Origin of the sequence: Bacillus daqingensis (assembly GCF_042654445.1) — a bacterium.
GTDB lineage: Bacteria > Bacillota > Bacilli > Bacillales > Salisediminibacteriaceae > Alkalicoccus > Alkalicoccus luteus.
The window spans coordinates 1-13223 of sequence record NZ_JBHSGK010000002.1; the positions used below are offsets into that span (position 1 = coordinate 1).

The 13223-nt window shown below is 32.7% G+C and carries 11 protein-coding genes; 10 read left to right on the top strand and 1 reads right to left on the bottom strand.

Translation table 11 applies throughout. The features are described from left to right. The 8 genes from ACFO4L_RS00985 to ACFO4L_RS01020 all read left to right on the top strand — a co-directional run. Positions 1-1107, top strand: a 1107-nt coding sequence (locus ACFO4L_RS00985; protein WP_377907778.1) for a glycosyltransferase family 4 protein, incomplete at its 5' end; no start/stop codon positions are given. 607 nt (positions 1108-1714) lie between these two features. Then, complete coding sequence (locus tag ACFO4L_RS00990; protein WP_377907779.1) at positions 1715-2890, top strand: glycosyltransferase; 1176 nt, start codon at positions 1715-1717, stop codon at positions 2888-2890. Continuing rightward, complete coding sequence (locus ACFO4L_RS00995; RefSeq protein ID WP_377907780.1) at positions 2883-3851, top strand: hypothetical protein; 969 nt, start codon at positions 2883-2885, stop codon at positions 3849-3851. Before ACFO4L_RS00990 ends, ACFO4L_RS00995 begins: the two co-directional genes overlap by 8 nt. 81 nt (positions 3852-3932) lie before the next feature. Further along, positions 3933-5132: an O-antigen ligase family protein gene (locus tag ACFO4L_RS01000; RefSeq protein WP_377907781.1), complete on the top strand. Its 1200-nt coding sequence runs from the start codon at positions 3933-3935 to the stop codon at positions 5130-5132. After that, positions 5129-6319, top strand: coding sequence for a glycosyltransferase (locus tag ACFO4L_RS01005; RefSeq protein WP_377907782.1), 1191 nt, complete (start codon positions 5129-5131; stop codon positions 6317-6319). Before ACFO4L_RS01000 ends, ACFO4L_RS01005 begins: the two co-directional genes overlap by 4 nt. Positions 6320-6358: 39 nt before the next feature. After that, positions 6359-7900: a lipopolysaccharide biosynthesis protein gene (locus ACFO4L_RS01010; protein WP_377907783.1), complete on the top strand. Its 1542-nt coding sequence runs from the start codon at positions 6359-6361 to the stop codon at positions 7898-7900. 2 nt (positions 7901-7902) lie between these two features. Next, complete coding sequence (locus tag ACFO4L_RS01015) at positions 7903-8862, top strand: SDR family oxidoreductase (RefSeq protein ID WP_377907784.1); 960 nt, start codon at positions 7903-7905, stop codon at positions 8860-8862. Between the two features lie 19 nt (positions 8863-8881). Next, positions 8882-10162, top strand: a complete 1281-nt coding sequence (locus ACFO4L_RS01020) for a nucleotide sugar dehydrogenase (RefSeq protein WP_377907785.1) — start codon at positions 8882-8884, stop codon at positions 10160-10162. A 70-nt stretch (positions 10163-10232) separates the two neighbouring features. On the opposite strand, the gene ACFO4L_RS01025 is transcribed toward ACFO4L_RS01020, so the two are convergent. Then, positions 10233-10505, bottom strand: a complete 273-nt coding sequence (locus ACFO4L_RS01025) for a stage V sporulation protein S (RefSeq protein ID WP_377907786.1) — start codon at positions 10503-10505, stop codon at positions 10233-10235. 174 nt (positions 10506-10679) lie between these two features. Between ACFO4L_RS01025 and ACFO4L_RS01030 the strand changes: the two genes are divergently transcribed. Together ACFO4L_RS01030 and ACFO4L_RS01035 are read left to right on the top strand one after the other, a co-directional pair. After that, positions 10680-12740 carry a right-handed parallel beta-helix repeat-containing protein gene (locus ACFO4L_RS01030; protein ID WP_377907787.1) on the top strand — a complete coding sequence of 687 codons (2061 nt, stop codon included), beginning with the start codon at positions 10680-10682 and terminating at the stop codon, positions 12738-12740. A gap of 42 nt (positions 12741-12782) precedes the next feature. Continuing rightward, a partial coding sequence (locus ACFO4L_RS01035; RefSeq protein ID WP_377907788.1) for a transposase occupies positions 12783-13223 on the top strand: 441 nt, incomplete at its 3' end.

The following is a 13223-nucleotide window of genomic DNA, read 5'->3' on the forward strand; positions in this document are numbered from 1 at the left end:
GGGTTCACGAGTGGCATGGCAAAAAGCGCTGCCGTTTTATACATTTTTCTCTTGCCAAATACAGGTAGGATAGAATTGCTGAAATTGCTGCAAAAAGAAGCTTCGATTAGTTTTATAGGAAGTAAAAGCAATGAGAAAGAGCATTATGACTACGAAACTAATAATATAACTTTCATTGAAGTACCTGTACAAAAAAATAATATAAACTTATTTAAGGAAGTACTAACATTTATAAGCACTATAAGGATCTTGAAAAAAGCAAACTTAAATTCATTGTTAGTATATGGCGTTCGATCAATCCCGTTAATGGTTTTTTCTGCTAAAATAGCAGGTGTTAACAATATAGTCTGTGTAATAAATGGTGCTGGCAATATATTCAGAAATAATAAGAAGAAGTATTGGATTTTACGAGCAGTTTTTTCTCCACTTCTTAAAATTGCATTTAAATTCTCCAAAATAATAATATTTCAAAACAAAGAAGATCTAAATTTATTTGTTGATAAAAAAATGGTAAACATTCATAAAGCATCATTAGTGAATGGGTCAGGTGTGAATCTAAATAAATTTAAATTCAGAAAATTACCTCGTGAATTTAGTTTTGTGATGATAAGTAGGCTATCTAAAGAAAAGGGTGTATATGAATTTTTACATGCTGCGAAAAAAATTAGAAAAGAGTATCCGAGAGTGAATATTAAGTTAGCAGGTCCCATTGAAGACAAAGCTTTAGAAAGGACCATTATTGAAGCAAATAATAACTCAGTTATTGAATATATAGGTGTAGTTCAAGATGTATACCCTTTACTGATAAATAGCTCAATATTTGTTTTACCTTCATATTTTGAAGGTACACCCAGATCTACATTAGAAGCAATGGCAGTCGGTCGGCCAATAATTACAACCGATACACCAGGATGTAGAAGTACTGTGAATGGGAAAAATGGTATCTTGGTTAAACCTCAAAACGAAAAGGATTTATATTTAGCAATGAAACGAATGATATCTATTGATGGGTTACCAAATATGGCTTTAGAAAGTAGAAAGCTAGTTGAATCAAAATTTAATATTAAAGAGATAAATCAAAAAATAGTGAATCATTTACTCGAATAGCTCTTGCAAGGCCTGATATGTGATTTTTAGGAATGAAAAGTTTTCACAAATCATCGGTTAAATAGGTTTACAAGAAATTGAATTCATTTCACACCTTTTCTTATTGTGAAAATTTAAAGTTTGCTTAGACTAACTAGTCTATACACCTTAGTGCAAAAGCTCATTTGTAGCGGGGATATAACAACCCGCTAAATATACAATTTCAGAGGTAATGAATAAACTACTAATATTTCAAAGTAGTTTATCGTGTGGCTAATCTCTTGTTAGGTTAACCTCATTCGGGCTTAGCGGTGGGGATTGAATATTTATAGTTTGAAAGCTGATATTAAATCAATTTTGTTTGTAAGACTCACTATTCTAGAAGGATAATTTAAAACTACTTATCAACTTAGCTTTAAGAACAGGAGACCCAGCCTGAAGTAAAAAACCTCGTAAATATACTAAATAACCGAATAGGTATTTAAATTATAAGATATGAGAGAGTTGATCCCAATATTATATACGATTATCAATACTAAAATGTCATGATTCGCTCGAATAGGAACTATTTCCGATTTCAAAAAAGATGTAAACAAGGACCTAAATCACATATGAGGAGTTCATGATTATGAAAGAAATTTGTCTTATTATTCCTAGTTTGAGGAAAGGAGGAGCAGAAAGAGTTGTTTCAAGACTAAGTTACTTATTTAGTCAAAAAGGCTACAAAGTGAATATTTGTTTATTTGATGATAATAATATAGATTACCCATACGAGGGGGAGTTATTTTCAATAAACTCCCCTAGCAAAAAAGGGATTTTTAAAGCATTAAATATTTTACTTAGAACATACAGACTAAACAAATATAAAAACGAATTCAAACCTAACGTTATAATGTATAGTTTTGGTAATTCAGCAAATCTTATAAATGTTTTAACTACTAATAAACAAAAAACCATAATATCAATCCGAGGGTTTGGGAATTTAAATAAAAAAAATAATTTAGTTCACTTTTTTCATATTTGGATATTAAAATATATTTTCTTTAGATCAAATGCAATATTAAGTGTATCGAAAGACTTAACGCACTACATCAATATTAATCATAAATTAACTATAAAGAAAACATATACTATTCCAAATGGTTATGATATTAATAATAAACTAATTAAGCAGGAACGTACAAATGACAAGTTCACTTTTGTAACAATGGGTAGCTACAGACCGGAAAAGAATTATAATACTTTATTGGAAGTAATGAAATTATTAAAAGCAAATCAAATTGATTGTAAATTAATTATTCTTGGTAAGGGAGATGATTATCAAACATATAATATAAGAAATCAAATATCAAGATTAGGTCTAGAAAACTCTGTAGAATTAGTAGGTTATCATTCTAATCCAGAAAAGCTTCTTTCTACAAGTGATTGTTATGTACTTTCATCAATTTCAGAAGGCTTCCCAAACGCATTAGTTGAAGCAATGAACTGCAAATTACCAATAGTATCTACGAACTGTAAAACTGGTCCTCGTGAAATTTTAGATCCGAAGTTAAAGTACAATAAAAAAATACACAAATTCAAAAAAGGTGCTTATGGTATTTTAGTAGACGATCCAAATAATAATCCAAAATTAGAGAATATTAATAACCTGTATTTGGCGATGAAATACATGATCGAAAATGATGAAGATAGGTCAATTTATTCGGCATTGGCTTTTGAGAGAGCGCAGTATTATTCCTTTGAGAAATGGATTGATTCTCATGAAATTATATTTAATGAATTAAAAGGAGCTTCGAATGAATAAAATTTGTATAGTAGGTTACAACTTTGGAGATAATTATCAAAACTATGTCCCAATGTTTATATATTCAGTATTAAAAGCTTACCCTAATTATAGTGTTAAGATTTTCTCTACAAATAATTTGAAACCTAAGATATGGGAAAAAATAAATAAGTTAGAACATCTCGGCGATTTTGAAATATATGAAAATTTCAATTTTGATATGAAGAATACTAAATCTATTAAAAAATATGGTTATTATCAGCAGGCACTAAGATGGTTTTTCTACCATGAAAGCTTTGATGAATACGATTATATATACATAGGTGATTTAGATATTTTCATTTGCAGGGAAGACTTAGATTTATGTGAGCAACATATTCTACATATGAAACAAATTAAGTTACCTTATAGTAATTCCCTAAGAGTAAATTTGAAAGAAAATAGTTTTAGTATAAAAAGATTTATTAAGTTACTTAAGAATAGAGATAGCGTAGCCTTAAAAAAACTATTCAATAATAAACCAATTGAAGAAAGAAGATTAACTGGATTACATTTTATAGAAAGAGAGAAGTACTATAAAGAGGTTAGGAAGCATTTTTATTATTTCCATAGTATTTTATTAGGTGAAGTAAAAACCGAAACTCGAAACGATGAAGAATTACTTTATGAATTAATCAGTTTATCAGATATAGACTTACCACCCATTAGCCCTAATAAACCTGATTTAGATCCTTTGAATTATTTAGCTGTTAACTTCCGACCTCATCATGGATTACATTTCGGATTATTTCGTGATAACCGAACAATGGTCAAAGAACATCAAATACTCCAAAGTGATGTATATAAAGGTTATTTTGATTATTTCTTTAAATTGTATATAAATGATAAATTATTAAGAGATATATTATATTTAGAAGATTGGAAATACAATTATATTACAAAACGCATTATTGACTATTATTATGATGAATCAAATATATAACTATGTTGTGACAAGCAGACCTTATTTAATATTATATTAATGCGAGGAAACGAAATTTTTAGTGGAAGGGGGATTAAATTGGTGATCGATAATATTGTAAGAAAGAAAACAATAAAAGTTAATATCCTTTTAGTTTTATTTTTAGGGGCATTATTTATTTTCGGACACAATTCGAATACAGTTATTTATTCGAATATATTAACGCTTATACTATTTTTATATTTGATTTACCGATGGATGAAACAAAAACTAACTATAAATAAATATTCATTATTATTTATCCCCTTTGTAATGATGTTGATACTAGGAGTATTATATTCACCAGAATCTTCTTACTCTATAGTTATACTAACGTCTTTAATTTCATGTCTAATATTATTCTTTCTAATTATTAATACATTTGATAATAAATTAAGCCCCTCAATTTATTTGTCTTCTATATCTGTGTCAGGCTTCTTATTGAGTTTATATGTATTAAATTATTATGGATTTAATGGACTTTTTACTGCAATACAATCGGGTGAAAGATTAGGATATGAAATAAGTCAACCTAATACAATAGGCTACTATTTAAGCATAAGTAGTTTAGTGACGGTTGCAATAATATATGATCATTGGAATAAATTAAGTAAATTATTATTATTGATAATTACTTTTGCATTAGTTATAAACATCATAATAATAATTTCTACTTATTCGAGATCTTCAGTACTTATTTTATTAATAGGGTTTTTAATTTACCTAATTATGCAAAAAAACTTTTTAAAAGCAATTATTTTTAGTCTTCTAACTTTTTCTATTATTTTGCTTATGACTATCTATAATAATTTTAATTTAGATAGATTTACTGATACATTTTTTCTATTTGATGATTCACTTGTTTCAGCATCAGATCAAGTTCGTCAAAATCTAATCGCTAGAGGGATAGAGTTATTCAGCAGTAATCCAATAATTGGTCATGGTACAGGAGCTTTTAGATACATTTATTCTGAAGGGATATTGAGATTAGTAGCTTCACATAATAATTATATCGAACTTCTAGTTAATCATGGTATTATAGGATTTTCCCTTTATTATTTTCCTATATTAGTAATTTTGTTAGCAAATATAAAAATTTATTTCAAAGAAAAATCAAATAACACTGCAATAATTCTAGTATTGGTTTTTGTTGATATCATAGTAAGTGGGATTAGTAGCTATACTTATTACAGAGTTTTATCTTACTATATTTTGGCAATAGCAATAATAAATATTATCGTCTATTACAAGGAGAAAAAATGAAGATACTATTGACTTGTGGTGATTTTAAAATTGGCGGAGTACAAAAAAGTTTAATGGAGGTAATAAAGTTAATTAATGAGAATTTCAACTCTGAAATCACTATTTTGGTGAATAATAATACTGGTGAATGGAAAACATATGTTCCTGAGAATGTTATAATTCATGAATTACCTAATCATATAAAGGGTCCTCAGTTTACAAGAAAAAGCTTTTATAATGATATCAAAAATTTGTCTTCAATTCGTGAAGTCATTAATTTTATCAAAATTAGTTTTGTAGGCTTTAAAAATTACAAGAAAAAAAGGTTATTGTATTGGGAGGCAATTAAGTATAATAATCGTAGTATAATAGATGAAGAATATGACCTTGCGATCTCTTATAATGGAGGAATAGATATTTGGAATCAATTGGTAGTTGATTCGATTATTTCTAAAAAAAAGATATGTTGGATTCATGGTAGAATTGAAAACTTGTTATTAAACAAACAATATGAGAATAAATACTTAAATAAATTTGATGAAATAGTAGTTGTGTCTGAAAATTTAAAAAAAAATGTTTATAAGCATTTTGACAGTCTACCCAAAGTAAAAGTTATTCCTAATATTATAAATGAACAGGATATAATAACAAAGTCCCGAAAATCAAATATAGCTGTAAATTATAATATCACCAATTTTGTATCTATTGGTAGAATAGATACAAACAAAAATTATAGTTTAGGAGTTCAATCTTTAAAAATATTAGCAAATAAAGGTTACAAATTTATTTGGTATATAGTTGGGGAAGGTAATAGGAAAGAAGAACTAATGGAACTTATTCATAAGGAGAATATGGAGCAATATATAGTGCTTACTGGTAATTTAGAAAATCCATATTTTTTAATAAGAGAAGCAGATGTGCTATTGCATTTTGCTTTAAGTGAGGGATATGGACTTGTGTTGGCGGAATCGATTATTTTGAATACAATAGTTTTATCGGTAAATTATGAAGGGGTTAATGAAGTTATTACCAACGATAATCAAGGTATTATCGTATCATACAATCCAAATAATATCGCATTAAATATAGAAGACATTATTAAAAAACCAAAATCTAACTTAAAGGATGAAAGAATAAATACTTTTCTTTCAAATAAAGAAGCATATCACCAAATCATAAGTTTAATTAACAAAGCCATTCACAGCTAACTTTTTGTAATGTCAAAAAAATTAAGTAGGTATTGATTGTTGAGAACTAAAAAATCTATATATAACTTATTAGTGGCAATAATAGGACATGTAGGTATAGTTATAGCAAATTTCTTTAGTAGAAAAATATTTATAGATCATCTAGGAATTGAATATTTAGGGGTTTATAGTCTTTTTAATAACATTATAGCGGTACTATCTTTAGCCGAATTAGGAATTGGGATTGCTTTAATATATTGTATGTATGAGCCGCTTGAAAAGAATCAAATAAACTTACTTAAAGCACTTATGGAATTTTATAAAAAAATATACATATCGATTGGTTTATTTATATTACTATTAGGGCTTTGTCTAATGCCGTTCGTTCAATTTATAGTCTCTGAAGAAATACCTAACATCGAAATTATTTTCTTATTGTCGGTAGTTAATAGTACTATAACTTATTTTTTAGCTTATAAAAGATCAATTTTAATTGCCGATCAAAAAAGTTATATTGTCAATTTTTACCATTATGTATTTATGTTAATTACTATTATGGTTCAAATTATTGGAATCATAATTTATCCTAGCTTAATTGTTTTTTTAGCAATTAGTGCGATATTTAAAGTTATAGAAAATATATTAATCTTACGTAAGGCTAATAACATCTATCCCTTTATAATTAATACCAAAGGCTGTCGTTTGTCGAAGGAATATAAGGCGAATATCTTTAAACATATGAAAGGGTTAGCTTATCATAAAGTAGGCTCTACTGTTTCCCATTCTTCTGACAATATAATTTTATCAATATATACAACTATAAGTTTAGTCGGAATATATTCAAATTATCTTTTAATCACAAATACTTTGAAGACTATTGTAGGACAAGGATTTCAATCAATAACTGCTAGTGTAGGCAATTACATTACTACTAAAAAAGAAAATGAACAGATTAAATTATTTAACAATATATTATTTTCTAATGCATGGATATTCGGAATATCTTCCTTAATCTTATTCTTTACATTCAATTTGTTTATTGAAATGTGGATAGGTGAGAATTACTTATTAAATAAATACTTAGTAGCGATTATCGTAATTAATTTTTATTTAATTGGATATAGAAAGGCTGTTATAACTTTTAAAAATGCACATGGATTATTTTGGCAAGATCGGTATAAATCTATAGTGGAAGCGCTTTTTAATATTTTAATTTCAATAATTCTTGTACAATATTTTGGATTGTTGGGAATATTAATTGGTACATTTATTAGTAATTTGTTTATTAGCTATTGGATTGAAGCTTACGTGTTATATAAATATGGATTTAAAGTGAGCGTAATAAATTATTATTTTCAAAGTTTAAGGTATATTATTGATTTATTAGTAATTTTTGTAGCAATTTTAGTAATATTAAATTTAATGAATTTAACCAATTTTTCTTTGGTAGTTCAGTTCATTTCAAATATATTAATTACGTTAATAATTGTTACATTTTTCATTTTGTTATTTTATAAAAATGATAATAGATTTAAATTTTTTCTCAACATTATTGTGAAAACTTTAAAATTATTGACAAATAAAATTAAACGGAGGGCTTAAATTTGACAAACTATCTAGTAACAGGAGCAGCTGGATTTGTAGGAAGTAATCTATGTGAAAGTTTATTGAAGAAGGGCAATAATGTTAGAATATTGGATGATCTATCAAATGGTCGAGTTGAAAATATAAATTATTTAGTTTCGAACTATGATGTCGAATTTTTGAACGGTGATATTAGAAATGAATCGATTTGTATCGAAGCAGTTAAAGATATGGATTTTGTATTACATCAGGCTGCATGGGGTTCAGTCCCACGATCTATCAAAATGCCTTTAATTTATGATGAGGTAAATATTCATGGCACACTTAATATGTTAGAAGCAGCAAAGAATGAACGAGTCAAAAAGTTTGTTTATGCTTCGTCGTCCTCCGTATATGGTGACGAGAAAACGCTACCTAAAGTAGAAGGAGTAGAAGGAAAGCCTCTCTCGCCTTACGCAATTACTAAAAGTGTTAATGAATTATACGCGAAAAATTATTTTGACTTGTATGGTCTTGAGACCGTCGGCTTAAGATATTTTAATGTGTTTGGTCGAAGGCAGGACCCTGATTCTACCTATGCAGCGGTAATACCAGTGTTTGTTAAAGCTTTATTAGAAGGTAAAGGGCCAACAATAAATGGAGACGGTTCCCAAACGCGTGATTTTACATATATTGATAATGTGATTGAAGCTAATTTATTAGCATGCGAAGCAGGAATTGAAGCTAGTGGTGAGGCATTTAATATTGCTTATGGGTCAAATATTACTCTTAATAAATTATACGAAAATATAAAAACGTTATTAAATAGCGATATTGATCCGATATACGGTCCAGCACGTGAAGGAGATATACCACACTCCTTAGCTGATATTAGTAAAGCGAAAGAGTTACTAGGGTATAATCCGAAAATTGATGTATTTGAAGGTTTGGAAAGAACCATGGCTTGGTATGTAGAAAATCTAAGTGGAAAAAAAATATAAGGCTAAAGGAGAGAATTTAATGGATCGGAAGATTGGTGTAGTAGGCTTAGGATATGTTGGACTTCCAGTAGCAGTAGCTTTTGGAAAACAACACGATATAGTAGGTTTTGATATAAATAAACATAGAATCGAGACTTTGAATAAAGGGATTGATTTTACAAATGAAGTTAGTGAAGAGGAGTTAGCACAAAGCTCCGTTAACTTTACGATGGACAAAGAGAACTTAAAAGAGTGTGATTTCATTATTGTAGCGGTTCCCACACCTATAAATGAGAACAAACAACCAGATTTGACTCCCCTAATGAAATCCTCTCAGACGGTGGGCGAGAGCTTAAGCGAAGGTACAATAGTAGTGTTCGAATCAACGGTATATCCGGGAGCGACGGAAGAAGTGTGTATACCTATACTTGAAAATGCTTCTGGTTTAAAAGCTGGAACGGATTTCTTTGTTGGATACTCTCCTGAGCGAATTAATCCAGGAGATAAAAAGCATACATTTACTACGATAACAAAAGTCGTCTCAGGACAAACTCCAGAAGTATTAGATACAATTGCTGAAGTTTATGAAAGTGTCGTAGACGCTGGTGTTCACAAAGCAAGTACAATAAAAGTCGCAGAGGCTGCAAAGGTTATTGAGAATACTCAAAGAGATTTAAATATAGCACTTATGAACGAGCTATCCTTAATCTTTGATAAATTAGACATTGATACCAACGAAGTATTAGAAGCTGCAGGAACAAAGTGGAATTTCCTCCCATTCTCTCCAGGTTTAGTTGGCGGACATTGTATTGGTGTAGATCCTTACTATCTAACACATAAAGCTGAAAGCATTGGATACCACCCTGAAATTATATTAGCGGGTCGTAGAATTAATGATGGGATGGGGAAATACATAGCCACGTCTCTAGTTAAAGAGATGATTCATAAAAACTTGCCCGTTCAAGGTGCTAGAGTAACAGTAATGGGTCTAACATTTAAAGAGAATGTACCAGATCTGCGTAATTCTAGAGTAATTGATGTTATAAAAGAACTTGAGGATTTTGGTGTAGAAGTTCAAGTTACCGATCCGTGGGCAGAAAAACATGAGGCAAAAGAAGAGTATGGCGTTAATCTATATGATGAAAGCGAGTTAAAGCCATCTGATGCTGTAGTCTTTGCTGTTCCGCATTCAGAATATATTGATCAAGGCTGGTCTCAGTTTGACTCTATACTAAAGCATGGGAAAGGCATTGTAATTGATATTAAAGGAAGGCTTGAAAAAGAAGCATGTCCTGAATCAATTACGTTGTGGAGATTATAGATTTTAAAGAATCCCCCGGTAAGTATGAATACCGGGGGATTCTTTTAGTGAAAAGAAGTCAGACGTCCGACTAATTTATTGCTTTTACGGTCAGTTTCATCATATGCCTCATTTTTTCCGAGTTATTTACTTGGGTTACCGTCATCACTGGAAGAACGGCATATTTCATGTTCGATTCAGGTATTGATGCATTCACTGCAGCGACTGCTTTTAGCGCCTGATTGATCGCTCCAGCTCCAACCGCCTCTAATAGAACAGTAGGTTCTTCTTCCATGGCGCCTTGAATGGCTTTAGCCAATCCCATAGGCTTTGTCGTGGTTGATACGTAAAACCGAATTGTCATTGTTTTCTCTCCCCGCTTAATGCTCATCGTTCAGATTTTATTTTTTATCCTTTCCCATACGCCTCCTTTCCGCATTATTTTACAGCTAGTTCACGGTTGAAGAGTAGCTATAATTGGAAGAAGTTTTCTTTATTTGGGAATGTCCTGTAGGATTTAGGAAGAGGTGATAAGTGTATGATGAAAAATATTGATGTATCTGCGACTGGAGAAGCTGATTATCTAACAATTCAAGAAGCTATAAATGCCGCAAGACCAGAGGATACGATTCTTATTGCACCCGGTACGTATAACGAAGCAATATCAATTGATAAACCTATTTCGATCCGAGGGAAAGATCAAGGTGTCTCTTTAACTAGTTCCTCTCAAATTACTGTCTTAATAAAAGATTGTGCAGCTAACATAGAGGGATTGGAAATTACGTCTACTGGCAGTAGTCCGTTTCCAGCAATACACATTATAGATGCAACGTTAAAGTTGATCGATAGCAGCGTACACGCTTCCGGTGGTATCGGCTGTAAAGCAGAGCGCTCCACTTTAACATTACATGGAGTACGAATAACCGACTGTGCGATTGGCATCGAGCTAAACGAGGTGAGTATAGCGGAGGTTGCACGGGCGAGGCTAGTAGGAAATGGAACTGGCATCCGTTGCGAAAGCGAATCTGACCTGACTTGTGAAGATGTAACTTTTTCCGATCAGGCCAATCATGCTATTCAGTTGATTCATGCAATTGGAAGGTTGTATCAAGTTATTGTAGAAGGCGTGAAGCGAACGGCGGTGGTGATGGAGCATAGCACCATTCATATTCAAAATAGCTGCTTCGATCAAAACGGGTTTGATGAAGAACTGTGGTGGAACGTATATGCGTTCATGTCTCAAGTGAATGTGAGGGAGGTAGCGTTTACTAATGGAGCAGCGGGAATCGGTCTAGCTGGTGATAGTGATCTTCACATGGAGGATTCATCATTCAGCGACCATGAAGGCAGATCGTTGGGTGTATTCGATACCAGTAATGCTCGCCTGCTTCGCTGTGACCTCATTAGAACGAACGATTTGCATATTGCCGTCATTGATCAAGCCACGTGTACCATGACAGAATCTCGTGTGGAGCAAGCGACCTATACTGGTATCTTCGTTACAGGTGAAGCATCAGCAACCCTGATCAAGACAGCGTTTCGGTTTAATGGGCAAGCTACTACTGACGAGATTTTTTACAGTCAAATAAAAGTAGAGGGACATACGTGCGACTTACATCAGTGCACGATAGAACACGGATATCATAGTGGGATTACCGTAGAAGCGGGTGGCAGGGTTACCCTTCAATCAACACGTATTGCTCATCATCCAAGCTTTTCATTAAAGGGAGTCGAAGCGGTACTTCATATTGATGACTCCACGTTTGACCATTCGCATGACGCACATATTCTTGCAGAGGCGAGCAGCTCGCTCATGTTAACGTCATCATCACTTTTGCATGCTACAAGCAATGCGATTTTTCTGCATGGTGCGTCGCATGCGACCATTCGTGATGTAACCTGTTTATGGAATGGATCTCAAAAAGATGAGACGTCCGGTTATCCCCAATGCTTGATTGTCGACAGCGAGGTAACCTTGCAGCGCTCACTGATTGCAGAAGGGGCGTTTCAAGGGCTTGTTGCTTCCGGTGATTCTCACGTTAGCCTCCAGGATGTTCAAATCGACAAACATGCAGATGAAAACTTGGTGATAGAGGCAGAAGCACTGGTCGAGAAACGTGGCCCCGAAGCAGAAGGTGTTTACGCTCCAAAACAGACTGAATCAATTGATCTTTCAGTAGTGTCTGAGGAGCTGAATGAGTTGATCGGCTTGCAACAGGTAAAGCAAGAAATACAAGAGCAGCTTCAGTTTAATGCATTCCGCGAGAAGTTAGTAGAAAAACAGCTGCCTACTTTAGACGAAGATGCATCACATGCTTCTCACATCATCATGAAAGGAAACCCAGGCACCGGTAAAACAACGCTTGCGCGTCTATATGGGAAACTGTACGCTTCAATGGGTCTATTGGAGAAGGGGCAGGTCGTGGAAGTGAACCGGGACAAGCTGTTGGGACGCTATATTGCACAAACGACAGATCAGACTAAGAAATACGTGGAGGAAGCAAGGGGGCCACTGAAAAAGTCCTTGATGAAGACTAGAAACGTCCTTGTGGACGTTTTTGGTCTTCTTTATCTTTTTTGCTCCCTTTTTCCCAGATGATCGTCTATACTTAGTTTACTACTTGGAAAGCGGGTGGCGACCATGCTTCGTCGACAATCATCGGTGCCGCTAAGTCCGTATCTGGCCCTCTATGACCTCCTCATCCCGAAGGATCACATGCTCCGCCGTATGCAGGAGCTCGTCGACTTTTCGTTTGTGTATGAGGAACTGCAGGAGAAGTACTGCCCCGACCATGGCCGACAGGCCATTGATCCTGTCCGCATGTTTAAATACCTCCTGCTTAAAACGATTTATGATCTATCCGATGTCGATCTGGTCGAACGGACGAAGGTCGACATGTCCTTTAAATTCTTTTTAGATATGGCTCCGGAAGAAGATGTGATTAACCCCAGTTCCCTCACCAAATTTCGCAAGCTGCGGCTGCAGGACATGAACCTGTTGGATCTGCTCATTCAAAAAACGATCTCCATCGCGAAGGAACAAAACATGCTGGTGGGCACCACCATTATTGTCGATGCGACC

Bases quoted from the DNA above. Each gene is read 5' to 3' on its own strand.
- ACFO4L_RS00990 (WP_377907779.1), top strand. From the start codon at position 1,715: ATGAAAGAAATTTGTCTTATTATTCCTAGTTTGAGGAAAGGAGGAGCA.
- ACFO4L_RS00995 (WP_377907780.1), top strand. From the start codon at position 2,883: ATGAATAAAATTTGTATAGTAGGTTACAACTTTGGAGATAATTATCAA.
- ACFO4L_RS01005 (WP_377907782.1), top strand. From the start codon at position 5,129: ATGAAGATACTATTGACTTGTGGTGATTTTAAAATTGGCGGAGTACAA.
- ACFO4L_RS01020 (WP_377907785.1), top strand. From the start codon at position 8,882: ATGGATCGGAAGATTGGTGTAGTAGGCTTAGGATATGTTGGACTTCCA.
- ACFO4L_RS01025 (WP_377907786.1), bottom strand. From the start codon at position 10,505: ATGACAATTCGGTTTTACGTATCAACCACGACAAAGCCTATGGGATTG.
- ACFO4L_RS01030 (WP_377907787.1), top strand. From the start codon at position 10,680: ATGATGAAAAATATTGATGTATCTGCGACTGGAGAAGCTGATTATCTA.